The sequence below is a fragment of the Micromonospora sp. NPDC000668 genome (assembly GCF_042897975.1).
In the GTDB taxonomy this organism is placed as follows: Bacteria; Actinomycetota; Actinomycetes; order Mycobacteriales; family Micromonosporaceae; genus Micromonospora.
In genome coordinates this window covers 893,267-919,472 of record NZ_JBIAYP010000002.1, presented here as the reverse complement: position 1 = coordinate 919,472, position 26,206 = coordinate 893,267, and the positions used below count along the sequence as shown (strand labels likewise).

The following is a 26,206-nucleotide window of genomic DNA, read 5'->3' as shown; positions in this document are numbered from 1 at the left end:
TACTACGTAGGGTTGAGAAATGATGCCGGTGTCCATGGTCGGACGCGCCGGCGAGCTCGCCGAGCTCGACCGGGCCTGGTCCGCCGTGGCGACCGTCGGCCGGCCGTCGGCGGCCGTCGCGGTGATCACCGGCGCAGCGGGAGTGGGTAAGAGTCTGCTGGTCACTGCCGCTGTGGATGCCTTCACGCCGCGTCCCGCGGTGGTTCTCTCCGGCGCCGCCCGGGTGCACGGTCCCGCCCCGTACGACTGGCTGGCCGCTGTGCTGACCGGTCGGGACACCAGCCGGCTCGCCCTGCCGCCGGACGCGCTGGCCTGGTTGGCCCAGCAGCCCACCGCGCCCCGCGAGCGGTACGCGCCGGGCACCCTGCTCCGCCTCGCCGTGCGGACCGTCCAGTTGCTGATCGGTGCCGGCCCGGCCGTGCTGGTGGTGGAGGACCTGCACGCGCTCGACCCGGCCAGCGTCAACCTGATCGGCGAGCTGGCCACCGTTGCCGACCTGCCAGCCCTGCTGGTGGTGGCCAGTAGGCCGCCGGCCGACGCGGTGGCACCGGAGCTCACGAGCCGCGCGCTGGCCCGGCTCTGCGGGGTCCGCGGTGCCGTCCGCCAGCACCTCGGCCCGCTGCGCCCGGCCGAGGTCGCCGAGGTGCTGACCCAGGTGTACGCCGGCAGCAACCCGTCCGGTCGGCTGGTCGCCTCGGTCTGGCGGTGTACCGGCGGCAACCCGTACGCCCTGACCGAGTTGTTGGCCGCGCACGGCGGGGAAGGGCCGGAAGCGTTGTTCCGGCGGTTGCCCGGACCGCGTTCACCGGCGGCACCGGCCGCTCCGGTGTCGGAGGTCGTCCCACCGGTCGACCCGGAGCTGACCGGTCGGGAGGTGGAGGTGCTCGGCTGCCTGGTCGCCGGGATGTCCAACAAGCAGGTCGCGAAGGCGCTCGGCATCTCGGTGCGGACGGTGACCGTGCACGTGTCCAACCTGCTGCGCAAGACCGGCTCGGCGTCGCGGACCGAGGTGGCGCTCTGGGCGGTCCGGCACCGGCTGCCGGGGCCGGCCCCGGTGGACCGCTGAGTCACCCTCGGCCGGGCCATGGCGGCCCCGGGGGACGCGGGTCAGCGGCGTGGGTAGCGCAGTAGCAGGCTGGCGGCGACCTCCTCGTCGCCCACCGCCGTGTAGCTGTGCGGCACGTCGGAGACCCAACGAAGGTGACCGCCGGCCGGGGCGGTCAGCGGCGCGTCGGCCGGGCCGGCGCGTAGCACTCCGGCGAAGACGGTGATGTGCTCGGTGACCCCGGGGTGGTGGGCGGGGGAGAGCTGCCCCGGCCCGGGCGCGACTCTCATCCGGTACAGCTCGTAGGTCGCGTCGGCCTCGGTGAACACCTCCAGCAGGGTGGCGCTGACGGCGCTGCCGTGCATGGTGGGCGCGGCGGTCGGCTCGGCCAGTACGGCGGTCAGCGGTACGCCGAGCTGCGCGGTGACCGCCCAGAGCGTCTCCAGGGTCGGGTTGCGGGTGCCGTGCTCCAAGCCGGAGAGCGTGGCCTTACCGATGCCGGCGAGCCGGGCCAGTGTGGACAGCGAGATCCCCCGCTCCTCGCGCAGGGCGCGGACCCGGCGGCCCACGACGGCGGGATCCACGTCGAGGCCGGGACGGCGGGTTGGTGGTGGGTGCGGCATCCGGCTATCGTGCTACACGCTGTCGTTCCGTAAACGGAACAGTCGGGGGGATCGGATGGCCGGACGGGTGCAACCGGTGCTGGCCGGCGCGGTGACCGCGCTGGTCGGCTTCGCCAGCTCGTTCACCGTCGTGCTGGCCGGGCTCCGGGCGGCCGGCGCGTCCGACGCGCAGGCCGCCTCCGGGCTGCTGGCGCTCTGCGTGGCGTGCGGCCTCGCCGCCGCCTGGCTGGGCTGGCGGCACCGGGTGCCGATGAGCGTGGCCTGGTCCACGCCGGGCGCGGCGCTGCTGGTGGCGACGGGCCCGCCGCCGGGCGGGTGGCCGGTCGCGGTGGGCGCGTTTCTCGTCTCCGGGCTGCTGATCTTGGCGGCCGGGTTGTTCCCGCCGCTCGGCCGGGCGGTGGCCGCCATCCCGAAGCCGGTGGCCGGCGCGATGCTCGCCGGGGTGCTGTTACCGCTGTGCACCGCGCCGGTCCGCGCGCTGGTCGAACTGCCCACGGTGGCCGGCCCGGTGGTGGTCGGCTGGCTGCTGCTGCACCGGTTCGCCCGCCGCTGGGCGGTGCCCGGAGCGCTGCTGGTGGCGGTGGCGGCGATCGCGCTGACCGCACCGCCGGCCGGTCTGACCGGTGCCGCGCTGACCCCGTCGGTCACCCTGACCGCGCCGGCCTGGAACGCGTCCGCGCTGGTCGGGCTCGCCCTTCCGCTGTTCCTGGTCACCATGGCCGCGCAGAACGTACCCGGGATGGCGGTGCTGGTCGGCTACGGCTACCGCCCGCCGTTCGGTGCCGCGCTGCGGGCCACCGGCCTGGCCAGCCTGCTGGCCGCACCGGCTGGCGGGCACGCCGTGAACCTCGCGGCGATCACCGCCGCGCTGGCCGCCGGCCCCGACGCCCACCCGGACCCGGAGCGCCGGTGGGTCGCCTCGGTCACCGCCGGCGTCGGCCTGGCCCTGCTCGGGCTGGGCGCCGGCGTGGCCACCGCGCTGGTCGCGGTCGCCCCGCCGATCCTCATCGAGGCGGTCGCCGGGCTGGCGCTACTGGGGGCGCTCGCCACCGCGCTCGCCTCGGCGGTGGCCGATCCAGGCGCCCGGGAGGCCGCCGTGGTCACCTTCGTGGTGACCGCCTCGGGGGTGACGCTGATCGGTGTGGGCGGCGCGTTCTGGGGGCTGGTCGCCGGCTGCCTGATGCTGCTGCTCTTCCGCCGTCGTCCACCCGCCGCAGAGAGATCCACTCGGGCCAGGACGGCCGTGGATCACTCCTCGGGTGGCAGGTCGGCCACGCCCACGGCGAGGAGGACCCGGCCGTCGGCCACCGACCCGATCCGGTCGGCCGGTACGTAGACGGCCCCGGTGCGGGTCAGCTCGGTGGAGACCTTCAGGTAGCCGCTGTGCAGCAGCCGCGCCGCCAGATCGGCCGGAACACCCGGCTCCTCGACCGCGGTCGCCTCGATCAGCTCGTCCAGGCTGCTGCCTGGGTCGGCGGTCGGCGCCTGCACGGTCACCGCGTTCGGGTCACCTCGCTGGACGAGGTCCACGGTCCCGACCTCGGTGCCGGCGGCGTCGATCACCGGCATGCCGGTGGTGATCCGCGAGATGGTCGCCTGCTGCTTGTCCTGCTGGTCCATCCCACCGCGGTTCCCGGGGCGGTGCGCCGCTAAACGCCGTCGCCAACCCGCCCCACGCTCAGCCAGCCCGGCAGCGGCCGCGCACGGAGGCGATAGGCCCGGAGAGCGTGATGACTCTGAGGCATATTCATGCCTCAGAGTCATCGCCGGCGAAAGCAGTACCGCCTCCAGGGCCCGGGAGTAACGGTGGCGGGCGACCGACCGCGACGCCTGAGGCACACCGCACCCGGCGGCCCGCCCAGACCGTCCGCCCACTCAGCCGTTCGGGAGGGTCCAGCCGCCGGGCGGGCGCGGGGAGAGTTCGCGCCAGGCGTCCGGGCCGTCGAGCAGGGCCCGGACCGTCTCCTCGGCCTCGTCCGCACTGCCGTACTCGTAGAACCGGGAGATGCCCTCGGCGCCGCCGGCCCGCTGCTCGACGTGCCACCGGTCGGCGTCCACCCGGAGGAACACGTCCCGCCGGGCCAACCGCCCCCATTTCCCGTTCCACCAGTGCTTTCGCTGCTCCATGGGCGGACTCTATCGAACACACGTACGAGAAGGTGCGGCCCCTGCGGGAATCCCGCAGGGGCCGATGTGCATCCGTCGGTCAGCGCGGCGCCGGCGGCTCGGTGCGGCGGCCCAGCACGTCGTCCAGCGCTCCGCGCTGCTGGCCGGGAGTGGCGTGGCCGGCGGAGACCAGCGCGTCCCGAATCTCGGTCAGCAGCTTGACCTCCTCGCTCGGCGCGGCCGGCGGCGGCTCCTCGCCCCGCCTGCGCCGCTCGGCCAGCTTGTTCATCGGGAACACCACGAGGAAGTAGAGCGCGGCTGCGGTGAGCAGGAAGGTGATCAACGCGTTGAGGAAGCTGATCCAGTCGAATTCGACGCCACGGATCGTCCAGGCGGCTCCTGCGAGACCATTGTCCTTGCCGGTGATCAGCAGCACGAGGAGCGTGATCAGCGGCTTGAGGAACGCGTTGGTCAGCGACGTGACCACCGCTGTGAACGCGGCGCCGATGACGACACCGACCGCCAGATCGACGACGTTGCCGCGCATGATGAAGTCTTTGAAGCCCTTGAACATCCGTACTCCCGACGTGTCCGGTTTTCCGTCGGGGACAACCTATGCCCCGGGAGTGGGCTCCAGAAAAGCGCCGGCTTCGATCGCCGCCAGCGCCGGGTCGCCGGCCCGGATCGCCTCGACCAGCCGGGTGTGGTCGACGTAGCGCTCGGGTGTGAGCACGTCCCCCATCGCCTGGGCGACGGTGCTGCGCAGGGCGGCGCCGACCGATGCGTACAGCTCGGCGAGCATGGGGTTGTGCGCGGCGGCGACCACCGAGGTGTGCAGCGCCGCGTCCGCCTCGACGAACGCGTCCACCCGACCGCCGCGCCAGGCCGCCTCGCGCTCGGCGAGCGCGCCGTCGAGCGCTGCCAGGTCGATCGGGGTACGCCGCAGCGCGGCGAGCCGGGCGGCCTCGACCTCGAAGGCGCGCCGCACCTCGATGACCTCGGTCATCCGGTCGTCGCCGAGTTGGCGGGCCACCACCGGCGCCAGTTCGTCGGTGGACACCACGTACGTGCCGGAGCCCTGCCGGCACTCCAGCACACCGGCGTGCACCAGGGCGCGGACCGCCTCACGGACCGTGTTGCGCCCGACGCCCAGCGCGGAAACCAGCTGTGGCTCGGTGGGGATGCGCCCGCCGACCGGCCACTCGCCGCCCAGGATCCGGGCACGGAGCTGCTCGATGGTCTGCCGGACGCGGTGGCCGCGGGGCGGCACCGGCGGCGCGGAGGGGGAATCGACCAACGGTGGCACTGGTTACATCACCGGTCCCAAATTCATCCCATGATTGTAGGTTAGAGGTCATGACCCCGCCACCGACCGCCGCTCCGGCGCCTCCCGCCCCCGTCGCTCCCGGCCCGGCGCACGACCCCGGTGCGGGCCGTCGGACCCACCCGGCGACCGGCGGTGCGCTCGTGCTGGTCGGGATGCTGCTGGTCGCGCTCAACCTGCGCGCCGCGGTCACCAGCCTCGGCGCCCTGCTCGACGAGATCCGCGACGGGTTGGGGCTCTCCGGGACCACCGCCGGCCTGGTCACCACCCTGCCGACCATCGCGTTCGCCGGCCTCGGCGCGCTCACTCCGTGGCTGGTCCGCCGGGTGGCGCCGGCCCGGGTGCTGGTGATCGCCATGCTCGCCCTCGCCGTCGGTCAGGTGCTCCGGGTCGCCACCGACTCGACCTGGGTCTTCCTGCTCACCAGCGCGCTGGCACTGGCCGGTATCGCGGTGGCGAACATTCTGCTGCCGATGCTGGTCAAGCAGCACTTCCCGCACCGCACCGGCCTGGTCACCGGGGCGTACACGATGGCGTTGACCGTGGGCACGACGGTGGCCGCGGCCTCGGCGGTGCCGATCGCGCACGCCTTCGGGTCCTGGCGGGCCGGGCTCGGCGTCTGGGCCGGGCTGGCCGCGGTGGCCGTACTCCCGTGGGTGCCGCTGGCGCTGCGGGCCAGGGCGGCCGCGCGGCGGGCGACCCCGACGGCGGCCGTCGCCACACCGACGCGGGTCCGGCCGGCGCGGACCCGGCTGGGCTGGGCGATGGCCATCTACTTCGGCGCCCAGTCGCTCAGCGGGTACGCGATCATGGGCTGGCTGGCCCAGCTGTTCCGGGACGCCGGCTACCAGCCGGAGTCGGCCGGGCTGCTGCTCGCCGGGGTGACCGCGCTCGGCGTGCCGATCGCGCTGGTGATGCCCACCCTGGCCGGCCGGCTGGCCACCCTGCGCCCGCTGGTGCTCGGGCTGACCGCCGCGTCGACGTTGGCCTACCTGGGGTTGGCGCTCGCTCCGCAGGGCGCTGCGCTGCTCTGGGTGGCCCTGCTGGCCATCGGCCAGGGCGCGTTCCCGATGATCCTGACCACCATTGGTCTACGCGCCCGCACCGCCGAGGGGACCGTCGCGCTCTCCGCGTTCGCACAGAGCACCGGGTACGTGATCGCCGCCCTCGGCCCGCTGATGGTCGGCATCCTCTATGAGGTCACCGGCGGCTGGACCGCGCCGATCGGGTTCCTGCTGGCCGCGCTCGCCGTGCAGACGGCGGCGGGCCTGGCGATCGCCCGTCCCCGCTACGTCGAGGACGAGTGACGAGCGGCAGCGGTCAGGAGGAGGTCGGCGTCGGGTCGCCGGCGACGGCCTGATCCACCGTCGGATAGGTGTGCAGCACCTCGACCAGGCCGCTCACCTCGAGGATGCGCAGCACCCCTCGCTGCGGGGCGGCCAGCCGCACCACGCCGCCAGCCTCGTCGCAGCTGTTCTTGGCGCGGACGAAGACCGACAGACCGGTCGAGTCGCAGAACGAGACATCCGCCAGGTCGAACACCAGCCGGTTGCGGCCCTTGTCGAGCAGATCGGTGATCTGGTCCTGCAACTGCGGTGCGGTCGCCATGTCCAGCTCGCCCGCGACCGACACGACAACCACGTCGTCGCGTTGTTCCGTGTGCACCGTCAAGGACATTTGCAGACCTCCTGTTATCGGGGGAACGGTATCCCACGGACAGGGTCGGACGCAGATCGGGAGCCGCGATCCGGTGGTCATCATCATTCCGTTGCTACGTGGCAAGTAGTTGATCAGTGTCCGGTGATAGAGTCCGGCCCGTTCCAGGTCGAGGGGGGTTTCGCAATGGCGTTGAGCGCCGAGGAAAGTGGTCGACTCGCCGCGTTGCTGGGTGGGCAGGCCGAACGGGTCACGCAGCGGTGGACCGAGATCATCGCCGGTTCGTTGCGCGGCCGGCTGAGTCAGGCGGAGCTGCGCCGGCAGGTTCAGGACCTGCACCATGCCATTGTCAGCACCGGCGAGCAGGGCGTCATCGACCTGTCCGCCGAGAACGCCGCCGAACTGCGCGCCACGCTCTCCGAGCTGTCCCGTGGTCGGGCCCGGCAGGGCTTCTCCGCAACCGAGACCGCGATCAGCATCTTCGCGCTCAAGGACGTGTTGGCCGACCTGGTGCAGGAGGCCGGCGGCGACAAGGCCCTGCACGACTACGTCGCCTTCTCCGGGCTGGTCGACGAGCTGGGCCTGTTCACCTTCGAGAGCTTCGTGCGCACCCGGGAGAGCCTGATCGCCGACCAGGCCGAGCAACTGCTCGAGCTCTCCACGCCGGTGGTCAAGCTCTGGGAGGGCGTGGTCGCCGTCCCGCTGGTCGGCACCCTGGACTCGGCCCGCGCCCAGGTGGTGATGGAGCGGCTGCTGCAGACCCTGGTCGACACCAGCTCCCCGTACGCGATCATCGACATCACCGGCGTCCCGGCGGTGGACACCCAGGTCGCCCAGCACATCCTGAAGACCGTGGTGGCCGCCCGGCTGATGGGCGCCGACTGCATCATCTCCGGCATCCGCCCGCAGATCGCGCAGACCATCGTCGCGCTCGGCATCGAGTTCGGTGACATCGCCACCAAGGCGACCCTCGCCGACGCACTGCGCCACGTGCTGCGGCTGACCGGTGTGGAGAACTCCCGCCGGCAGTCACGCCGGGACGCCTGATGGAACGGGTACCGATCCTCAAGATCGGTGACATCCTGCTCGTCTCCATCCAGCTCGACATGTCCGACCAGACCGCGGTCGCGCTTCAGGAGGACCTCGCCGAGCGGATCGTGGCCACCGGCTGCCACGGCGTCATCATCGACATCACCGCGCTGGACATCGTCGACTCCTTCGTCGGGCGGATGCTCTCCACCATCGCGTCGATCTCCAAGGTGCTCGACGCGGAGACGGTGGTGGTCGGGATGCGCCCCGCCGTCGCCATCACCCTGGTCGAACTGGGCCTGTCGCTGAACGGCATCCGTACCGCTCTGAACGTCGAGCGCGGCATGGAGCTGATCGCGGCGGCGCGTCCAGACGAGCTCGATGACCAGCTCGCCGACGATCCGGACGCCGAGACGGCCACGCTGTGACCATGGGTATCGACCTGGGCCACCCGCAGGCGCAGTCGATCCGGAGTGACGAGGACGTGGTGCGTGTCCGGCAGCTGGTCCGTGCCGTGGCGGTGGCCGTCAAGCTTTCCCTGGTCGACCAGACCAAGGTGGTCACCGCGGCTAGCGAGCTGGCCCGCAACACCCTGGTGTACGGCGGCGGCGGCACGGTGGAGGTGACCACCGTGGACAACGGGCGGCGCCAGGGCGTCCAGATCGTCTTCACCGACTCCGGGCCCGGCATCGCCGATCTCGACATGGCCTTCACGGACGGCTACACCACGGGCGGCGGCCTCGGGCTCGGGCTCAGCGGCGCCCGGCGACTTGTCGACGAGTTCCAGATCGAGACGTCCGCGGAGACCGGCACCCGCATCGCGGTCACCAAGTGGTCCCGGTGAACGGGGACGCGGTCACCGACAGCGGTATCTGGTTCCGGGTGGAGGCCAGCAGCGCGGCCAGCGCCGTCCGGCGTGCCGCCGAGCGCCTCGGTGAGCAGGTGGAGCTGGGGCAGCCACGCATCGCCGACCTGGCCATCGTCGCCGCCGAGCTGACCAGCAACCTGGTCAAGCACGCCGACGAAGGCGCTCTGCTCCTGCGGCCGGTACGCCGAGCCGGGGAAGCAGGCGTGGAACTGGTGGCCATCGACTCCGGGCCCGGCATGGCCGACCTGACCGCCTCGTCCCAGGACGGGCACTCCACCACCGGCACGCTCGGCATCGGTCTGGGCGCCATCGTCCGGCAGGCCAACTGGTTCGACGCGTACTCGCTGCCCGGCCGGGGCACCGTCCTCGCCGTGCAGGTCTGGCCGGCCGAGCCGGCCCGACCGTCCTGGGCCGGCGCCCTCACCCGGCCGTTGACCGGTGAGACGGTCAGCGGCGACGGGTACGCCGTCCGGATCGCGGACGGGCGGCACCAGGTGCTGGTCAGCGACGGCCTGGGGCACGGCCCGCTGGCCGCCGCGGCCACCCAGGCTGCAATGGCCGCGTTCCGTGACGCCCCGGCCGGCCCACCCGCAACGGTGGTCAGTCACCTGCACCGGACCATGTCGCACACCCGCGGCGCGGCGCTGGCGGTCGCCGAGCTGGTGCCGGAGGACGGCGTGCTGCACTACGCCGGGCTGGGCAACATCGCCGGCGTGGTCGTCGAGGGCGACGGCAAGCGCCGAGGGCTGGTGTCGCTGCCCGGCATCGCCGGGCACCAGCGGCCGACGGTCCGGGGATACGACTACCCGTTCGGTCCGGGCGCCCGGCTCGTCATGCACAGCGACGGAGTGGTCGACCGCTGGCGGTTGACCGACTACCCGGGCCTCGCGGAACGGTCCCCGCTGGTGATGGCGGCGACCCTGCTGCGCGACGCCGGAGTACGGCGCGACGACGCCTGCGTGCTGGTCGCGAGGTCCTGGGCATGACCGGGGAGCCGGCCGCGCTGCCGCTGCTGCAGATGGCGCTGCGAGTCGAACAGGACATCTTCGTGATCCGCCAGCGGGGCCGCGAGGTGGCCGCGGTGGTCGGCCTGGAACACCAGGACCAGATCCGGATCGCCACCGCGCTCAGCGAGGTGGCCCGCGACCTGCTGCGGACGGTGGGGGGCGCGGAGGTCTCCTTCCACATCGATGCGGGCACCGACGGCCGGTTCCACCTCCGCGCCGACCTGGCCCCGATGGCCCCGCTGCCGGACGGCCGGTACGAGCCGCAGTCCGGCGCGGTGTCCCGACTGGTCGACACACTGAGCGTTTCGACCGTCGCGGGGGTTACGGTCGTGAGGATGTCCCGACGAGTCCCGGCCAACGCGCCGACGCCCACCCCGGAGCGGCTCGCCGAGTTCCGTGCCGAACTCGGCCGTACCGCGCCGGCCAGCGCCCTGGACGAGCTGACCGTCCAGAACGGGCAGCTCATCGCGGCGCTCGACGAGGTGCGCAGCCAACGCGACGACCTGGCCGTGCTGAACGACGAGCTGGCCGAGACCAACCGCGGCGTGCTGGCGCTCTACAACCAGCTCACCGAGGAGCTGGAGGAGACCAACCGGGGTGTGGTCGCCCTCTACGCCGAGCTGGACGAGAAGTCGGCCCAACTGCGGGCGGCAAGCGAGTCCAAGAGCCGGTTCCTGGCCAACGTGAGCCATGAGCTGCGCGCCCCGGTCACCGCGATCATCGGGTTGGGGCGGCTGCTCTCCGACTCCGCCTCCGACCCGCTCACCGCCGAGCAGGCCCGCCAGGTCGATCTGATCCGGTCCTCGGCGGCCGACCTGCTCGGGCTGGTCAACGAACTGCTGGACCTGGCCAAGGCGGAGTCCGGCCGGATCGAGCCGGACTGGGCGGAGGTGGACCTGCGCCCGATCTTCGGTCAACTGCGCGGCACGCTGCGCGCGCTGGCCACCCGCCCCGAGGTGGAGCTGGTGGTGGAGGAGCTGCCCGCGCGCGCCGTGTTGCGGACCGACGAGGTGCTGCTCGGCCAGGTGCTGCGCAACCTGCTGCACAACGGGCTGAAGTTCACCGAGATCGGCGAGGTGCGGCTGCGGGCCGTGCAACGCGATGACCGGTGGATCATCTCGGTCAGCGACACCGGCCCAGGCATCGCCCCCGAGCTGCACGAACGGATCTTCGAGGAGTTCTACCAGGTGCCCGGGGCGACCCGGGTCGGCGGCACCGGCCTCGGCCTGCCGTACGCCCGGCGGCTGGTGACGCTGCTCGGTGGAACGCTGGAGCTGACCAGCGAGCCGGGCCGTGGCAGCACGTTCACGGTCTCCCTGCCCGTGGGCGGAGCGTGACGGTGGACGGCGGGCCGGCGACCATCCTGGTGGTCGATGACAGCCGTACCAAGCGCTACCTGCTGGTCAGCTGGCTGACCCGGGCCGGGTTCACCGTGCTCGAGGCGGAGAACGGCGCAGAGGCGCTGGCCCGGGTCGAGGTGGACCGGATCGACCTGGTGGTGCTCGACGTCCGGCTGCCCGACCTGAGCGGGTACGAGGTCTGCGAACGGGTCAAGGCTGCGCACCCGGCGATGCCGGTGATCCACGTGTCGGCGCACGCCGTGGACGTGGCCGACCGCGCCCAGGGGCTGACCCGCGGCGCGGACGCCTACCTGACCGAGCCGATCGAGCCGGAAGAGCTGATCGCCACCACCCGGGCGGTGCTGCGCTACTACCAGGCCCGGCAGCGCGCCGAGCTGCTCGCCGAGCGGCTGCTCGTGCTGGCCGACACGACGGTGGCGGTGTACGCCGCGCCGACCTTCGCCCGGCTGCTGGAGGCCGCCGCCGAGGGCGCCGCGCAGATCTTCAAGAGCCCGGTGGCGGTGGTCGCCGAGACGTTCGACGGCGACTGCCTGGCCGGGATCGCCGCTGGCCCCGGCACCAGGGCCACGCTGGTGCCGTGGGTCGTCGACGACAGCGGGGTGCCGACCGGCGCGACGGTCCGGGTGGAGGACCCGGCGAACTGGGGGCTGATCGAGTGGCCGGCGGGCTCGGTGACGGTGGCCGCTGCCCGGCTGCGGGAGGACCGGGCCCCGTTGTACGTGGTGGTCCCGACCGCCACCCAGACCGCCCGGACACCGGTGCTGGTGCAGCTCGCCCAGGCGGTGGCGGCGGCGGTGGAGGCGCAGCGCTCGTTCGACGAGGAGCACCGGATCGCGGTCACCCTCCAGCGCAGCCTGCTTCCGCGCCGGCTGCCCGACGTGGCCGGGCTGGACCTCGCGGTGCGCTACGAGCCGGCCAGCGCACAGACCGAGGTGGGCGGCGACTTCTACGAGCTGGTCATGCTCGACGGGCACCTGCTGCTGGCGATCGGCGACGTCGCCGGCCACTCGCTGCACGCGGCGACGGTGATGGCCGAGCTGCGGCACGCGGTGCGGGCGTACGCGGTCGAGGGGCACCAGCCTGGCGAGATCCTGCACCGGGTCAACGAGCTGATGCGGACCCTGCTGCCGGCCGAGATCGCCACGCTCTGCGTGCTGCTGCTGCACCCGCCGACCGGGCGGGTCCGGATGGCCAGCGCCGGTCACCTGCCGCCGGTGCTCAGCCTGGACGGCAAGGTGGAGTTCGTGCAGCATCTGGCACCGCTGCTTGGTGTCCGTGCACCCCGCCCGGCCGACCTGGAGTTCGTGCTGCCGGCCGGCGCCACGCTGGTGTTCTACACCGACGGGCTGATCGAGCGCCGGGACGCCACCATCGACGAGGGGCTGGCCGCGCTCGCCGCGCTGTCCGGCACCGTGGACGAGGACCTGGACCAGTTCTGTGCCCGACTGCTGGTGGAGCTGGCCCCACCGGAGATCCAGGACGACGTCGCCGTGGTCGTGCTGCGTCGCCGCTGAGCCGGCGCCGAAGCTGCTCGCGGCGGTGCGGGCCTGCCAGTCCCGGCCTCAGTGGACCGATCGGGCGTAGGCGGCGGGCGACACGCCCGCGACGGCGGTGAAGTCGCGGACCAGGTGAGCCTGGTCGCTGTAGCCGAGGTCGGCGGCGAGGCCCGCCCAGTTCAGCGGCCCGCCAGCGGCCTGCTCGACGGCCTCCTGGAGCCGGTAGCGACGGATCACCCACTTCGGGCCGACCCCCACGTACTCCGTGAAGAGCCGCTGCAACCGGCGGACCGGGACGTCGTGCCGCGCGGCGAAGTCGTCGACCCGCAGCACCGCCCGGTCCGTCCGGATCGCCTCGGCCAGCCGGACGGCCTCCTCGACCGCCGGGTCCGGCTCGGCCGCCCAGGTGGTGAGCAGGGCGTCCAGCGCGCGGCGGCGCTCGTCGTCGGTGCCCGCGCACACCCGACCGTCGGGCAGCGCCAACCGGCCGGTGGGCAACGGCAGCCGGCGGCCGGTCAACTCGGCGACCGGTCGACGCCAGAACGGGTGGAAGCCGCCCGGGCGGAACTGGATCCCGCAGACCCGGCCGGTGCCGACCAGCGTGGTCCGGAAGAGGTGGCGGCCCACCCCGGCCACCTCGCCGGTCTCCGGCCCGGCACCGTTGCCGTCGTGTCGGAAGACCACGTTCACCGCCGGGTGCGGCACGACCCGCTGCTCGAACGGCGCGCTCAACGCCCAGTCGATCAGCCAGTAGTGCTCGACCCACGGGCGCAGCGACTCCGCCGGCAGGTGCCGGCGGAAGTGGACCTCGCGCAGCAACCGGCCCGGGTCGAGAATTCCCCGGCTGTCGCCACGCGGTCGCTGTCGCATTTTTTCAAGACCACCCTCATACGCTGGCCCTATGACCACACAGACTAGCGATCTGCTGGCGGCAGCCGCGCCGCGAACCGTCGACGTGGTGCGCGGCATCGCCGACGACCAGCTCGACCTGCCCACACCGTGCCGCGACTACACGGTCCGCGACCTGCTCAACCACCTGTTCGAGGTGGTGGTGAACTTCCAGGACCTGGCCGAGAAACGGGACGTGGAGTGGTCCGACAAGCCCGACCACCTGGCCGACGGCTGGCGGGACCGGTTCGAGACGGAGACCGGCCGGCTGATCGCCGCCTGGGCGGACCCATCCACCCTGGAGGGTGTGTCGCCGGGCATGGGCATGCCGCAGACCGTCATCGGCGGCATGGCGCTGCTGGATCTGACCGTGCACGGCTGGGATCTCGCCGTCGCCACCGACCAGCCGTACCAGCCGGCTCCGGAAGCCGTGGCCGAGCTGCACGGGCTGGTCGAACAGTTGGCGCCGACCGCCCGCAAGATGGGCGTCTTCGCCGACCCGGCCCCGACCCCGGCCAGCCAGGACCCTCGGGACCTGCACCACCTCCTGGCCCACACCGGCCGCAACTCCACCTGGCCTTCCACCCCGTGACCCATTCTCTGGCGGCCAGCAGGGTGTGATGGCCGCATGGTGTTCCCGGGGACCGGGCCAGAGGGCATCTCGACGCGTTTGTCGACATTGGTCCGCGATTAGCAGCCTTGACTGACAACTGTCGATGGGATAGATTCCCATGATCGCTCGGGATAGAGGTCTCAATTACGGGGGGTAAGGTGCGATGAAGAAGCGCGCTTTCTTGCTTGCGGCTGTCGCCACGGCATCGGTTCTCGTAGGCGTGTCGGGGGCCGCCCAGGCCGCACCGACCGGTTGTTCGGCGACCGCCGTCGGTTACGGCTCCGGCGCATACTGCAGCGGCGGCACCGGAGAGTTCCGGGCAAAGACGCGGTGTGACAAGCCGTGGGCCCCGGACTACGACCGTTACGGCGCCTGGATGGGCGTCGGGACCTGGTCGTCTTTCGCCAAGTGCGACAACGGGCACGTCGCTTTCAATGCGACGTGGCAGACGCGATAGTCAGACCCTCGGATGCCGGGCGTCGGACGCTACCTGTCCGACGCCCGTGCGCATTGGCAATAATGCCCGCGTCCTGCAATCAGCAGTGAATGCTGGTTGCAATTGAGGATTCACCGATCTCTGGAATCCGTGCTGCTCGCGCAATGAAACCGGACAGGAAAACGACGACCGACGGTCAGTTCGGTGCGTGGAACAGGCCGGCGGACCAGGCGATCAGCAGACCGCTGGAGCAGTTGGCCTGGCTCGGTGCCGGCGCGTTGGCGGCGGTGCTGGTGACGGTCGGTGTCGGCCTGCTCTTCCTGCAGGTCAGTACGGCGGTGGAGGAGCTGCGCACGGCCTGAGTCGGTGTAACGCCGTTGATGGCGGTGCCGCTATCTGCACCGGAGACCCGGACCATCGGGTCCCCGGCGCCGGACCGGATGGTTCCCGGCGCGGTGATGGCGGGAGCTCGCTAGATGCACAACCAAACGGGCGGTGCTCCGCCGGTGTTCGTCGACGCGACGGGGCGCCGTCGTCGGCTGACCGTCATCGCCGGAACCGCGATGGGTCTCGGCCTGCTCACCAGCCTCGGGCTGATCGCCGCCGGGCTCTTCCTGGACACCTCGGCGCCGCTGCCCGGCTGGTCCGACGACCCTCGGGTGCCCCCGGTGGAGGCCGGCGTGGACGGGATCAACCAGTCACGGTTGGCCGACACGCCGTCGCCCTCGTCCTCCCCGGCGACCAGCACGTCTGTGCCACTGCCCAGCCCAGCCCCGACCACCGGCGCCCGGCGCTCGGGCCCGCCTACCACGGCCACCGTGGCGCCGTCCGCCACGGAGCAGCCGGGCCGGGGCGACCAGCACCGCAACACCGCGAAGCCGAGCAGGTCACCCGGTAAGCCGCAGTGATGACGGCGCGACACGTGGCCCGGCGCGATCCGCGGGCGCACTGGCTCCTGCTCCTCCTCGGGCTGCTCCTGCTGCTCGCGGCGCTCACCGTCAACGGCCTGGTGACCGGCATGGCCGGCGGCTCCGGCATCCCCGCGGCCGACAGTCCCGACGCTGGCGTACCGGCCCAGGTCGGCTCGGGCGGCCCGGTGCTGCGGCTGGATCGGGCCGAGCCGGTCAGCCGGGCCCTGCCGGACCGGACCATCGCGCTGACCTTCGACGACGGACCGGATCCGCGCTGGACCCCGCAGGTGCTCGACGTGCTGCGCCGGCATGGCGCGCACGCCACCTTCTTCGTGGTCGGGGCCCGGGTCAACGAACACCCGGAGCTGGTCCGGCGGATCCTCGCCGAGGGCCACGAGATCGGGTCGCACACCTTCACCCACGCCGACCTCGCCGCCGTACCGCCGTGGCGGCGTGACCTCGAACTCTCGCTGACCCGCAAGGCGATCGCCGCGGCCACCGGCCAAGAGGTCACCCTGCTCCGGCCACCGTTCTCCTCGGTGCCGACGGCGCTGACCGGACCCGAGTACGCCGCGCTGCGCGCCGCCGCCGGGGCCGGGCACGTCGCGGTGCTCGCCGACCGGGACACCAGGGACTGGCAGCGCCCCGGCGTCGACAAGATCGTGCAGGCGGCCACCCCGACGCAAGGGCGGGGCGCCGTGGTGCTGATGCACGACGGCGGCGGTGACCGGGCGCAGACGGTGGCCGCGCTGGACCGGCTGCTGCCCGCCCTGACCGATCAGGGCTACCGGTTCACCACCGTCTCCAGCGGCATCGACGCCTCGCCGTCGATGGTCCCGGCGGGCGTTGGCACCCGGTTGAGCGGCGCCGCGCTGCGCTGGACCCAGACCGGCGCACGCTGGTCGGCCGGGGCGATGAACCTGCTGCTCGCCGTCGCCCTCGTGCTCGGCGTGGTGCGTCTGGCGGTGCAGGTGTTCTGTGCCCACCGGCACGTGCGCCGGGTCCGCCGGCCCCGGCGGGGCGGGCCCGAGGTACGCGCCCCGGTGTCGGTGATCGTGCCGGCGTACAACGAGGCGGCGAACATCGCGGCCACGGTCCGTTCCCTGGTGGCCAGCGCATATCCGGCGCTGGAAGTGATCGTGGTGGACGACGGGTCGGACGACGGCACCGCCGACATCGTGGAGCGGATGCGGCTACGCGGGGTACGCGTGATCCGGCAGGCCAACGCCGGTAAGCCGGCGGCGCTGAACACCGGCATCCGGGCCGCTCGGGCGAACCTGCTGGTGCTGGTGGACGGGGACACCGTGTTCCAGCCGGACACCGTGCACCGGTTGGTGCAGGGCTTCGCCGACCCGTCAGTCGGCGCGATCAGCGGTAATACCAAGGTCGCCAACCGACGCCGACTGCTCGGCCGGTGGCAGCACCTGGAGTACGTGATCGGCTTCAACCTCGACCGGCGGATGTATGACGTACTGGAGTGCATGCCAACCATCCCCGGCGCGATCGGCGCGTTCCGCCGCGAGGTGCTTCTGCGGGTGGGCGGGGTGCCGGCGGACACGCTGGCCGAGGACACCGACCTGACCATGAAGGTGCTCAGGGCCGGGTGGCGGGTGGTCTACGAGGAGTCGGCCATCGCCTGGACCGAGGCCCCCTCGTCGCTGCGTCAGCTCTGGCGGCAGCGCTACCGCTGGTGCTACGGCACGATGCAGGCGATGTGGAAGCACCGGCACGCGCTGCGCGAGTCAGGTGCAGGCGGGAAGCTCGGCCGGCGTGGGCTGCCGTACCTCACGGTGTTCCAGATCGTGCTGCCGCTGGCCGCGCCGGCGGTCGACGTGTTCGCCGTCTACGGTCTGCTCTTCCTGCCCTGGTCGACCCTCGCCATCGCCTGGGCCGGGCTGCTGCTACTCCAGGCGGCCACCGCCGGCTACGCGCTGCACCTCGACGGGGAGCGGTACGGGCCACTGTGGGCGCTGCCGTTCCAGCAGCTGGTCTACCGGCAGCTGATGTACCTGGTGGTGGTGCAGTCGGTGGTCACCGCGCTGATCGGCAAGCGGCTGCGCTGGCAGCGGATGGTGCGTACCGGCGAGGCCGCCGCCCTGGTCGGCGCCGGCCGCGGCTGACTGGGCCGCTCAGGCGGCACCGGCTGACTGGGCCGCTCAGGCGGGACCGGCGGGTCGGGGACGCACGGCGATCGGTCAGGTCAGGGGGTGGAAGAGGCCGGCGGACCAGGAGATCAGCAGGCCGACGGCGGCGGAGCAGCAGCACACGAGCAGGGCGGCGGCCACCACCGCGAGGATCATCCAGGCGGATGCGCGCCGGGCCGCGGTCGGTGCCGCTTCGGGTGTCAAGCCGTCCTCGTCGTCGCCGGTCAACGCCGCCCCCCGATCACTCCGGAAGTCTAGGCGGCACCGCCGCCCGGCCGACCGTCATTCGCTGCGCGGGGCTGCCCGGCGACCGGGCAATGTCCTGGAAGTAGTGGCCTCGACGGGAAGCCAAGGCCACTACTTCCAGGTTGTAGCGCGATCATCCCGGTGGGCACCGGGAGGCTCGACCGTCAGGCGCGGTTGAAGCGGTCCAGGATCCAGGCGTTGATGAACGCCTCCTCGCGCCAGGCGTCGTAGCGACCGCTCGGACCGCCGTGACCGGCGCCCATCTCCGTCTTGAGCAGGTAGTCGCCGGTCGGGGCGACCGCCCGCAGCCGGGCGATCCACTTCGCCGGCTCCGAGTAGAGCACCCGGGTGTCGTTGAGGCTGGTCACGGCGAGGATCGCCGGGTAGTCCACCGACGCCACGTTCTCGTACGGCGTGTAGGACTTCATGTACGCGTACACCTCGGGGTCCTCCAGCGGGTTGCCCCACTCCTCCCACTCGGTGACGGTCAGCGGCAGCGACGGGTCGAGGATCGAGGTGAGCGCGTCCACGAACGGCACCTGCGCGACGATCCCGCTGAACGCGTCCGGGGCGAGGTTGGCCACCGCGCCCATCAGCAGGCCACCGGCCGAGGCGCCCCGGGCGACCAGTCGGTCGCTGGCCGTCCAACCGGCCTTGACCAGGTGCCGGGCGCAGGAGACGAAGTCGGTGAAGGTGTTCTTCTTGGCCAGCATCTTGCCCTGGTCGTACCAGCGCCGGCCCAGCTCACCGCCACCCCGGATGTGCGCCACCGCGAAGACCACGCCCCGGTCCAGCAGGGACAGCCGGGCCACCGAGAACCACGGGTCCATGCTGGCCTCGTACGAGCCGTAGCCGTACAGCTCGCAGGGGGCCGAGCCGTCCCGGGGAGTGCCGACCCGGCAGACCAGCGAGATCGGCACCCGGGTGCCGTCATCGGCGAGCGCCCAGTCGCGGTGCTGCTCGTACTCGGCCGGGTCGTACGGCCGCCCGTCCGGCCCGGGCAGCACCGGCTTCTGCTTGCGCAGCACCATCTGCCGGGTGACCAGGTCGTAGTCGTACACCGAGTCGGGGGTGACCAGCGAGGAGTAGCGCAGCCGGACCTGCCCGGTGCGGTACTCCGGGTTGGCGTCCAGCCCGACGCTGTACAGCGGCTCGGGGAAGTCGATGTCGTACTCGTCGCCGCCGCCGATCGGCAGCACCCGCAGCCCGGTGAGCCCGTCGGTGCGCAGCGACACCACCAGGTGGTTCGCGAAGGCGTCCACCGCCTCCAGGCGGGTGCCGGGGCTGTGCTCGATCAGCGGCACCCAGTCGCCCGGCGTGTCGGCCGAGGTGAACGCCAGCGCGAAGTCCTCCGCGCCGTCGTTGTGCAGGATCAGGAAGCGGTGGCCGTGGTGCTCCACCGTGTACTCGACGCCCTGGCGCCGGGGCGCGATCACGGCCGGCGCGCCGGTCGGGTTGCCGGCCGTGACCACCAGCACCTCGCTGGTGACCTTGCTGTGGATGTCGATCAGGATGAACTTCTCCGACCGGGTCAGCTCCACGCCCACCCAGAACCGCTCGTCGTCCTCCTGGTGGACCACCACGTCATCGGCCGCGGCCGAGCCGACGGTGTGCCGCCAGACCCGGTTCGGCCGCCAGGCGTCGTCGACCGTCACGTAGAACAGCACCGAGGCGTCGGCCGACCAGGCCGTGCCGTAGAAGGTGTCCGGCACCTCGTCCGGCAGCAACTCGCCGGTGGTCAGGTCCTTCACCCGTAGGGTGAACCGCTCGTCGCCGGAGAAGTCGGTGGAGTAGGCCAGCCAACGCCCGTCGGGGCTGACGTCGAAGGCGCCCAGCGAAAAGAAGTCGTGCCCCTCGGCCAGCAGGTTGCCGTCGAGCAGCACCTCCTCGCCGTCCAGCGGGGCGCCGTCCGCGCTGAGCGGCGGGTCGGTCTCGGAGTCGCGGACCGCGCGCCGGCAGTGCACCCCGTACTGCTGCCCCTCCACCGTCCGGGTGTAGTACCAGTGCCCGCCCTTGCGGGTCGGCACGGACAGGTCGGTCTCCCGGGTGCGCCGGCGGGTCTCCTCGAACAGGTCCGCGCGCAACTCGGCCAGGTGCGCCGTGCGCTCCTCGGTGTACGCGTTCTCCGCGGTCAGGTAGGCGATCGTCTCCGGGTCGTCCTTGGCGGCGAGCCAGGCGTACTCGTCGACGACGGTGTCGCCGTGGTGGGTGCGCTCGGTGGGCACCCGCTTCGCCGCGGGCGGGGCAGTCTCGGTGGTCACGGCGGCCACGTTACCGGCCGGCCCGCTCCGCGCGCCGGACCAGCGGCATCCCGATAGTCGCCACCACGCCATTCGAACACATGTACGATGACCGGCATGGCGGCAGCAGCGAGTTCCCTCGGCCGGTCCGGAGCCCTCGAGATCACCCGGCGGTTGACGGCGATCTGCGGTCCGCCGTTCGCCCGGCTCGCCGGGCCGGCCGACGAGGTGGCCGGGCGGCCGGCCCGCTGGGTGGCGGTGCCGGGTGGTCCGCACGCCGCGGCCGAGGTGCTGCGGCTGGCCGCCGCGCACGACCTGGCGGTGGTCCCGCGCGGTGCCGGCACGAAGATCGACTGGGGTGCCACCCCCGTGCAGGTCGACATCATGCTCGACACCGGTCGGCTGGCCGGCATCGGTCACGAGCCGGTCGGCGCGCCGGTGGCCGAGGTGGGCGCCGGCACCCCGCTGCGCGCGGTGCAGGCCACGCTGGAGCGCACCGGGCAGCGGCTGGCCATGGACGCCCCGTCGCCGGGCGCGACCCTGGGCGGGGTGCTCGCCGCCGGTGAGGCGGGCCCTCTGCGGCACCGCCACGGCAGCCCGTGCGACCAGCTCCTCGGCGTCCGCTACCTGGGCGCCGACGGCGAGCTGGTCAGCGCCGGCGGCGGCGCGCCCGGGCTCGACCTGGCGCGGCTGCTCTGCGGCTCGCAGGGCGCGCTCGGTGTGCTGGTCTCGGCGAGCATGCGGGTGCAGTCGGTGCCGGCCAGTCGGCTCTGGGTGTCCCGGCCGGTGTGGACGCCGCTGGAGGTGCACGACCTGGTCCGGGCGATCCTCGCCGCCCGGCTGGAGCCGGCGGCCATCGAGCTCGATCTGCCGGCCGGAGCGCCCCGGCCCCGCTCGCCGTACCCGTCCGGCCACCCGGCCGCCACCGCCCGGGAGCGCCACCCCTCGATGTCCGGGCGGGCCAGCGCCCCGTCCCGGGCGGGCAGCCTGGTGGTGCTGCTGGAGGGCGGTCCGGCCGACGTCACGGAGCGGGCCGAGCGCCTGGTCGGCATGCTGCACGGGGAGGCCACCGTCACGCACTCCGCGCCGCCGTGGTGGCGCCGCTACCCGTTCGCACCCGGCGACACGGCGCTACGCCTGGAAGTGCCGATCAGCGACCTGCACGCCGCTGTCTACGCGCTGCGCGACGCGGCCGGCACCCCGGTGCCGGTGCGGGGTTCCGCCGGGCTGGGCGTGGTGCACGCGGCGCTGCCCGGCGCACTGCCCCCCGACCGGGTGGCATCCATCCTGGCCGCCGTCCGGGGGGTCCTGCTGGCCCGGCAGGGCCGCTGCGTAGTGGTCTCCGCCCCCGCGCCGGTGCGGCAGGCCGTTGACCTCTGGGGTGAGCTGGCCGGCCTGGCCCGGCTGCGGTCCGCCAAGGAGCACCTCGACCCGGAGCATCGACTCGCCCCCGGCCGCCTCCCCGGCGGCCTGTGACGGGGCTCCGCCACCGCCACCGCTACCGGTGCTCGGTCAGTCCAGCCACCACCGGTGCATGTCCAGCAGCGGCGGGGTGAACCGGGCCACCAGCACCAGCAACGTGACAGCCGCACCGGCCAGCAGCAGCGTCCGGGTCATCCGGGGCAGGGCGTCCCGTTCCCGCGCGGCCACGGCCACCGCGACGATTGCCAGCGGCAGCCCGAGCACTGCGCCCACCAGGTAGAGCATCCCCACCACGGCGTAGAGCCAGAGGAACGGGTTCGCACCGTGCATCCCGAACGGGATCAGCTCCTTGGGGTCGTACGCGCCGGTCAGCATCTCGGCCGGGCCGACGCCGGCGGCTGCCATCCGGCCCAGGTAGAGAAGCAGCACCGTGAGGAACGCGCCGACGGTCGCCAACTGCCCGGCGATCAGCGCCCGGACCGCTGGCCGGGAGTACGGCGTGGCCTGCGCGACACTGGACATGACCGTCAATCTACCGAGCCGACCGGGACCCGGTGCGACGAGCGGCGGTCAGCGCGCGTCGTTGCGGAGGACCAGGATGGCGATGTCGTCCCGGGGCGGCTCGACCGAGAAGTTGATCGCGGCGGCGCGCAGCCGGGCCGCCACCACGTCGGCCGAGTACCCGCCCAGTGGCGCGGCCGCGTCACGCAGCCGGTCGGTGCCGAACAGTTCCCGGCCGCGGCGCCGCTCGGTGACCCCGTCGGTGTAGAAGATCAGGGAGTCACCCGGGGCGAGCGTGATCTCCGCCGTCGGCGAGGTGATCGTGTCGAGCAGGCCCAGCGCGGTGCCTCCGGTGCCGACGAACCCGGCGCCACCCGCAGCGGCCAGCAGCACCGGCCGGTCATGCCCGGCAAGGTGCAGCGAAACGTCCAGCTGGTCGCCGTCGCCCTGGGCGACCGCCGCCAGTGCCAGGGTGCAGTACCGGCCGCCGCCCCGCTCGACCAGCGTCTCGTTGAGCCGCGCCAGCGCCTCCGGCAGCGGCTTGCCGTCACCGACCAGCACCCGGATGACGTCCCGGACCAGCCCGGTGACCGCGGCCGCCTGGACGCCCTTGCCCGAGACGTCCCCGATCACCACCAGCCAGCGCCCGTCGGGCAGCGGCAGCACGTCGTAGAAGTCACCGCCCACCTCGGCGTCGTCGCCGGTCGGGACGTACTCGGCGGCGAAGCCGATCCCGTCCACCAGCGGCAGCACCGGCGGCAGCAGGGACTGCTGGAGCGTCTGTGCCACCCGGCGACGCTCGGCGTGGATGCGGGCGTTCTCGATGGCCAGAGCGGCCCGCCGGGCCACGTCCTCCAGCACGGCCACCTCGTCCGGGTCGTGCCGGTGCCGCTGGTGCCGCCCCACGGCCAGGGTGCCGAGCCGCTGCCCGCGTGCGATCAACGGGACCGCGAAGCCCTCCATCGGCCCGCCGAGCGGAATCTGCGCCGCGCTGCGGGACGCCTCACGCAGCCGGGCCTGGATCGAGTCCGGGCCGGTCTCGGCCAGCACCTTGTGCAACTGCGGCAGCACCGACTCGTCGGCGTGGCTGGCCGCCGCCAACCGGAGCCGGCCCCACTCGTCGGTGGTGTGCACCGCGCACCACCGGCCGAGACGGGGCACTACCAGGTGCGGGATCAGTGCCATGGTCAGCTCGACGTCCAGTGACTGGGCCAGCAGTTCGCTCGCCTCGGCCAGGAAGGTCAGCCACGCCTGCCGGCGGACGTCGGCCCGGCGTAGCCGGTCGTTCTCCAGGTGCAGCGACAGCCGCTCGGCGGTGAGCACCGCCAGCGGCCGGGCGTACGCCGACGGTGCGGCGTCCAGCTCCAGCTCCCCGGCGTACGGGCGGTGCACCGTGAGAGGCACCCGCAGCAGTTCACTGTCGTCGCGGGGTTGTCGGCCGAAGCGGGCCAGCACCTGGCGACCCTGCCCGTCGCCCCGGTCCAGACGGATCATGCCGCCGGCCGCGCCCACCATCTCGGCGACCCGGCTGAGCAGGCTGTTGGCGAAGTCGGGCAGCGGGTCGTCCGCGTAGATGTCGGGGGCGGTCTGCATGAGTTCGCTCATCGCGCCGGCGCTCGGCGCGGAGCCGTCGGTGGCGGCCCCCGGGCCGGAACTGGCCGGCATCGACTCGCCGCCCGCGCTGGCCCCGGCCGGCGGGTCGGCGCCGGGGCGGTTCAGCCGGAACCAGACGCCCTTCCCGGTGGGCAGGTACGTGGTGCCCCAGCGGCTGGCGAAGTGGTCGACCAGCAGCAGGCCCCGACCCCGCTCGGAGACCTCGTTGATCTCGGTGGCGTCGTTGCGGGTGCCGACGGTCAGCTCGTCGCCCGTACCGGGCGCGAAGTCGGAGACGGTCACGGACAGCCCGATCTCGTCCGCGACGACCTCGATGTCCAGTTCGGTGCCGGCGTGCTCGACGGCGTTGGTGGTCAGCTCCGTGGTGAGCAGCAGCGCCTCGTTGGCCAGCTCGTCCAGGGCCGCTTCAGTCAGCACCGAGCGGACCACCGCGCGGGCGGCGGCCGGCGTACGACGGTCAGCGGGCAGGCGGACACGCCGGACCGCCCCGTTCCGGGCCCCGGCCGTCGCGGGCCCCGCCTCGGCTGACACCCCCGTATCCTCCACCGTCCCCCCGCCGGGTGCCAAGCCGATCGACCATCGCGTGGGCCAGGTCGCCAGCCGGTCGCGTTCCGCTCTCCGCCCGGCTGCGACCATCCGCCCGCCGCGGCGGGGTCCGGCACCCGGGCGAGGTGTCCGACCCGACGTGCCTGCTCGGCCCGCATCGAGCGGATCGGACGGCCCGGCAGGGCCAATCGGCGGGTCGCGCACCCTGGCACTGCGGTGGACCCGGGCACAATATGGAATGCCGGCGTGTCCGCACGGGCCGGCGCCCCCGAGTTGAGCGAGGAATGATGACCACGGCGAAGCAGTCGGTGGCGGATCCGTCCGCACCCGACCACGAGGCGCTCCTCGGTGAGTTGACCGAGGCGCTGCGACGGGTCCGTCGCGGCGACCTGAAGGTTCGGCTTCCCCGCCGCGCGGGCAAGGGCGGCGAGGTGGCGGACGCCTTCAACGAGGTGGTCTCGCTCCAGGAGCGGCAGTACCTGGACCTGCGGCGGATCAGCCGGATCGTCGGTCGGGACGGTCGACTCACCGAGCGACTCGACGACGAGGGGCTGGACGGCTCCTGGGCGGAGGGGCAGCGGGCGATCAACTCGCTGATCGACGATCTGGGTCGGCCGACCACCGAGATCGCCCGGGTCATCGTGGCGGTCGCGGACGGCGATCTGTCCCAGCACATGGCGCTGGAGATCGACGGCCGACCGCTGCGCGGTGAGTACCTGCGCATCGGGCGCACGGTGAACACCATGGTCGACCAGCTCTCGTCGTTCTCGAACGAGGTGACCCGGGTCGCGCGCGAGGTGGGCACCGAGGGCAAGCTGGGTGGCCAAGCCGACGTCCGGGGCGTCGCCGGCACCTGGAAGGACCTCACCGACTCGGTGAACACCATGGCGTCGAACCTCACCTACCAGGTGCGGTCGATCTCCCAGGTGTCCACGGCGGTGGCCAAGGGTGACCTGTCCCAGAAGATCACCGTGTCGGCCAAGGGTGAGGTCGCCGAGCTGGCGCACACCATCAACTACCTCACTGACACGCTGCGGCTCTTCGCCGAGCAGGTGACCCGGGTGGCCCGTGAGGTGGGTACCGAGGGCAAGCTGGGCGGCCAGGCCGAGGTGCCGAACGTGGCCGGCACCTGGAAGGACCTGACCGACAGCGTCAACTCGATGGCGTCGAACCTGACCGCCCAGGTGCGCAACATCGCCCAGGTCTCCACGGCGGTGGCTCGTGGTGACCTGTCGCAGAAGATCACGGTGGCGGCGCAGGGCGAGATCCTGGAGCTGAAGGACACCGTCAACACGATGGTGGATCAGCTGTCGTCGTTCGCCGACGAGGTGACCCGGGTGGCCCGTGAGGTGGGCATCGAGGGCAAGCTCGGCGGCCAGGCCCAGGTGCGTGGGGTCTCCGGCACCTGGCGTGACCTCACCGAGAACGTCAACCAGTTGGCCGGCAATCTGACCAGCCAGGTCCGCAACATCTCCCAGGTCTCCACGGCGGTGGCGAAGGGTGACCTGTCGCAGAAGATCACGGTGGACGCCCAGGGCGAGATCCTGGAGCTGAAGAACACCGTCAACACGATGGTGGACCAGCTGTCGTCGTTCGCCGACGAGGTGACCCGGGTGGCCCGTGAGGTGGGCACCGAGGGCAACCTGGGCGGTCAGGCGCAGGTGAAGGGCGTCTCGGGCACCTGGCGGGACCTGACCGACAATGTGAACTCGATGGCGTCGAACCTGACGAGCCAGGTGCGCAACATCGCGTCGGTGACCACGGCGGTGGCGAAGGGTGACCTGTCGCAGAAGATCACGGTGGACGCTCGGGGCGAGATCCTGGAGCTGAAGTCGACGGTGAACACGATGGTCGACCAGTTGTCGTCGTTCGCCGACGAGGTGACCCGGGTGGCCCGTGAGGTGGGCACCGAGGGCAAGCTCGGCGGCCAGGCCCAGGTACGCGGCGTGGCCGGCACCTGGCGGGACCTGACCGACAACGTGAACTCGATGGCGTCGAACCTGACCGCCCAGGTGCGGAACATCGCCCAGGTTTCCACGGCGGTGGCGAAGGGTGACCTGTCGCAGAAGATCACGGTGGACGCTCGGGGCGAGATCCTGGAGCTGAAGTCGACGGTGAACACGATGGTCG

At 72.8% G+C, this 26,206-nt stretch carries 26 protein-coding genes; 15 read left to right on the top strand and 11 right to left on the bottom strand.

The genetic code is table 11. From position 1 onward, the window contains the following. Nucleotides 1-19: 19 nt before the first annotated feature. Nucleotides 20-1,066, top strand: coding sequence for a LuxR C-terminal-related transcriptional regulator (locus ACFY29_RS13765; RefSeq protein WP_386985838.1), 1,047 nt, complete (start codon nucleotides 20-22; stop codon nucleotides 1,064-1,066). A 41-nt stretch (nucleotides 1,067-1,107) separates the two neighbouring features. Here the strand turns inward: ACFY29_RS13765 and ACFY29_RS13760 are convergent, their stop codons facing one another. Further along, on the bottom strand, nucleotides 1,108-1,668 hold the full coding sequence (locus ACFY29_RS13760; RefSeq protein WP_355600782.1) for an XRE family transcriptional regulator: 561 nt from the start codon (nucleotides 1,666-1,668) through the stop codon (nucleotides 1,108-1,110). 55 nt (nucleotides 1,669-1,723) lie between these two features. Between ACFY29_RS13760 and ACFY29_RS13755 the strand changes: the two genes are divergently transcribed. After that, a complete protein-coding gene (locus ACFY29_RS13755) occupies nucleotides 1,724-3,004 on the top strand; it encodes a benzoate/H(+) symporter BenE family transporter (protein ID WP_386985836.1) in 1,281 nt (426 codons plus the stop codon). On the opposite strand, the gene ACFY29_RS13750 is transcribed toward ACFY29_RS13755, so the two are convergent. The 4 genes from ACFY29_RS13750 to ACFY29_RS13735 all read right to left on the bottom strand — a co-directional run bounded on the left by ACFY29_RS13750 (nucleotide 2,917) and on the right by ACFY29_RS13735 (nucleotide 5,080). After that, nucleotides 2,917-3,288, bottom strand: a complete 372-nt coding sequence (locus ACFY29_RS13750; protein ID WP_386985834.1) for a hypothetical protein — start codon at nucleotides 3,286-3,288, stop codon at nucleotides 2,917-2,919. The genes ACFY29_RS13755 and ACFY29_RS13750 overlap by 88 nt on opposite strands. Before the next feature lie 255 nt (nucleotides 3,289-3,543). Then, nucleotides 3,544-3,795, bottom strand: a complete 252-nt coding sequence (locus ACFY29_RS13745; protein ID WP_386985831.1) for a hypothetical protein — start codon at nucleotides 3,793-3,795, stop codon at nucleotides 3,544-3,546. Between the two features lie 79 nt (nucleotides 3,796-3,874). Continuing rightward, entirely contained in the window at nucleotides 3,875-4,348 is a 474-nt protein-coding gene (mscL, locus tag ACFY29_RS13740; RefSeq protein ID WP_328422475.1) for a large conductance mechanosensitive channel protein MscL, read from the bottom strand. A gap of 39 nt (nucleotides 4,349-4,387) precedes the next feature. Continuing rightward, nucleotides 4,388-5,080 (bottom strand): FadR/GntR family transcriptional regulator, encoded by a 693-nt coding sequence (locus tag ACFY29_RS13735; RefSeq protein WP_386985828.1) that lies wholly within the window; start codon nucleotides 5,078-5,080, stop codon nucleotides 4,388-4,390. Nucleotides 5,081-5,130: 50 nt separating this feature from the next. Here ACFY29_RS13735 and ACFY29_RS13730 point away from each other — a divergent pair, with 50 nt between their 5' ends. Further along, nucleotides 5,131-6,405, top strand: coding sequence for an MFS transporter (locus ACFY29_RS13730; protein ID WP_386985826.1), 1,275 nt, complete (start codon nucleotides 5,131-5,133; stop codon nucleotides 6,403-6,405). A 13-nt stretch (nucleotides 6,406-6,418) separates the two neighbouring features. On the opposite strand, the gene ACFY29_RS13725 is transcribed toward ACFY29_RS13730, so the two are convergent. Continuing rightward, complete coding sequence (locus ACFY29_RS13725) at nucleotides 6,419-6,775, bottom strand: STAS domain-containing protein (protein ID WP_355600771.1); 357 nt, start codon at nucleotides 6,773-6,775, stop codon at nucleotides 6,419-6,421. A 165-nt stretch (nucleotides 6,776-6,940) separates the two neighbouring features. Here ACFY29_RS13725 and ACFY29_RS13720 point away from each other — a divergent pair, with 165 nt between their 5' ends. From ACFY29_RS13720 to ACFY29_RS13695, 6 genes are read left to right on the top strand one after another with little or no spacing between them, the layout of a single operon-like run. After that, nucleotides 6,941-7,801: an STAS domain-containing protein gene (locus ACFY29_RS13720; protein WP_386985824.1), complete on the top strand. Its 861-nt coding sequence runs from the start codon at nucleotides 6,941-6,943 to the stop codon at nucleotides 7,799-7,801. Beyond that, the gene (locus ACFY29_RS13715) at nucleotides 7,801-8,211 is read left to right on the top strand and encodes an STAS domain-containing protein (RefSeq protein ID WP_328422485.1); all 411 of its coding nucleotides are present in this window, start codon (nucleotides 7,801-7,803) and stop codon (nucleotides 8,209-8,211) included. Before ACFY29_RS13720 ends, ACFY29_RS13715 begins: the two co-directional genes overlap by 1 nt. Then, nucleotides 8,208-8,627 carry an ATP-binding protein gene (locus ACFY29_RS13710; RefSeq protein ID WP_355600765.1) on the top strand — a complete coding sequence of 140 codons (420 nt, stop codon included), beginning with the start codon at nucleotides 8,208-8,210 and terminating at the stop codon, nucleotides 8,625-8,627. The genes ACFY29_RS13715 and ACFY29_RS13710 overlap by 4 nt, the downstream gene beginning before the upstream one ends. Further along, entirely contained in the window at nucleotides 8,624-9,637 is a 1,014-nt protein-coding gene (locus tag ACFY29_RS13705; RefSeq protein WP_386985822.1) for a SpoIIE family protein phosphatase, read from the top strand. The genes ACFY29_RS13710 and ACFY29_RS13705 overlap by 4 nt, the downstream gene beginning before the upstream one ends. Beyond that, nucleotides 9,634-10,995 carry an ATP-binding protein gene (locus ACFY29_RS13700; protein WP_386985820.1) on the top strand — a complete coding sequence of 454 codons (1,362 nt, stop codon included), beginning with the start codon at nucleotides 9,634-9,636 and terminating at the stop codon, nucleotides 10,993-10,995. The genes ACFY29_RS13705 and ACFY29_RS13700 overlap by 4 nt, the downstream gene beginning before the upstream one ends. Nucleotides 10,996-10,997: 2 nt before the next feature. Continuing rightward, nucleotides 10,998-12,533 carry a SpoIIE family protein phosphatase gene (locus tag ACFY29_RS13695; protein ID WP_386985818.1) on the top strand — a complete coding sequence of 512 codons (1,536 nt, stop codon included), beginning with the start codon at nucleotides 10,998-11,000 and terminating at the stop codon, nucleotides 12,531-12,533. A gap of 48 nt (nucleotides 12,534-12,581) precedes the next feature. On the opposite strand, the gene ACFY29_RS13690 is transcribed toward ACFY29_RS13695, so the two are convergent. Further along, nucleotides 12,582-13,385 (bottom strand): DUF6597 domain-containing transcriptional factor, encoded by an 804-nt coding sequence (locus ACFY29_RS13690; protein WP_386985816.1) that lies wholly within the window; start codon nucleotides 13,383-13,385, stop codon nucleotides 12,582-12,584. Between the two features lie 31 nt (nucleotides 13,386-13,416). Here ACFY29_RS13690 and ACFY29_RS13685 point away from each other — a divergent pair, with 31 nt between their 5' ends. The 4 genes from ACFY29_RS13685 to ACFY29_RS13670 all read left to right on the top strand — a co-directional run bounded on the left by ACFY29_RS13685 (nucleotide 13,417) and on the right by ACFY29_RS13670 (nucleotide 17,483). Next, nucleotides 13,417-13,995, top strand: coding sequence for a TIGR03086 family metal-binding protein (locus ACFY29_RS13685; RefSeq protein WP_386985814.1), 579 nt, complete (start codon nucleotides 13,417-13,419; stop codon nucleotides 13,993-13,995). A gap of 621 nt (nucleotides 13,996-14,616) precedes the next feature. Next, nucleotides 14,617-14,814 carry a hypothetical protein gene (locus ACFY29_RS13680; protein ID WP_386985812.1) on the top strand — a complete coding sequence of 66 codons (198 nt, stop codon included), beginning with the start codon at nucleotides 14,617-14,619 and terminating at the stop codon, nucleotides 14,812-14,814. 114 nt (nucleotides 14,815-14,928) lie between these two features. Further along, on the top strand, nucleotides 14,929-15,360 hold the full coding sequence (locus ACFY29_RS13675) for a hypothetical protein (RefSeq protein WP_386985811.1): 432 nt from the start codon (nucleotides 14,929-14,931) through the stop codon (nucleotides 15,358-15,360). Beyond that, nucleotides 15,360-17,483: a bifunctional polysaccharide deacetylase/glycosyltransferase family 2 protein gene (locus tag ACFY29_RS13670; protein WP_386985809.1), complete on the top strand. Its 2,124-nt coding sequence runs from the start codon at nucleotides 15,360-15,362 to the stop codon at nucleotides 17,481-17,483. The genes ACFY29_RS13675 and ACFY29_RS13670 overlap by 1 nt, the downstream gene beginning before the upstream one ends. Nucleotides 17,484-17,558: 75 nt before the next feature. On the opposite strand, the gene ACFY29_RS13665 is transcribed toward ACFY29_RS13670, so the two are convergent. Together ACFY29_RS13665 and ACFY29_RS13660 are read right to left on the bottom strand one after the other, a co-directional pair. Further along, a complete protein-coding gene (locus ACFY29_RS13665) occupies nucleotides 17,559-17,711 on the bottom strand; it encodes a hypothetical protein (protein ID WP_328422507.1) in 153 nt (50 codons plus the stop codon). Nucleotides 17,712-17,917: 206 nt separating this feature from the next. Next, the gene (locus ACFY29_RS13660; RefSeq protein WP_386985807.1) at nucleotides 17,918-20,014 is read right to left on the bottom strand and encodes a S9 family peptidase; all 2,097 of its coding nucleotides are present in this window, start codon (nucleotides 20,012-20,014) and stop codon (nucleotides 17,918-17,920) included. 96 nt (nucleotides 20,015-20,110) lie between these two features. On the opposite strand from ACFY29_RS13660, the gene ACFY29_RS13655 reads away from it, so the two are divergent. Further along, the gene (locus tag ACFY29_RS13655; protein WP_328422511.1) at nucleotides 20,111-21,469 is read left to right on the top strand and encodes an FAD-binding oxidoreductase; all 1,359 of its coding nucleotides are present in this window, start codon (nucleotides 20,111-20,113) and stop codon (nucleotides 21,467-21,469) included. A gap of 36 nt (nucleotides 21,470-21,505) precedes the next feature. Here ACFY29_RS13655 and ACFY29_RS13650 read toward each other — a convergent pair whose 3' ends face one another. Together ACFY29_RS13650 and ACFY29_RS13645 are read right to left on the bottom strand one after the other, a co-directional pair. After that, on the bottom strand, nucleotides 21,506-21,937 hold the full coding sequence (locus ACFY29_RS13650; protein WP_386985805.1) for a hypothetical protein: 432 nt from the start codon (nucleotides 21,935-21,937) through the stop codon (nucleotides 21,506-21,508). Between the two features lie 48 nt (nucleotides 21,938-21,985). After that, on the bottom strand, nucleotides 21,986-24,061 hold the full coding sequence (locus ACFY29_RS13645) for a SpoIIE family protein phosphatase (RefSeq protein WP_386985804.1): 2,076 nt from the start codon (nucleotides 24,059-24,061) through the stop codon (nucleotides 21,986-21,988). Between the two features lie 302 nt (nucleotides 24,062-24,363). Here ACFY29_RS13645 and ACFY29_RS13640 point away from each other — a divergent pair. Further along, a partial coding sequence (locus ACFY29_RS13640) for a HAMP domain-containing protein (protein WP_386985802.1) occupies nucleotides 24,364-26,206 on the top strand: 1,843 nt, incomplete at its 3' end.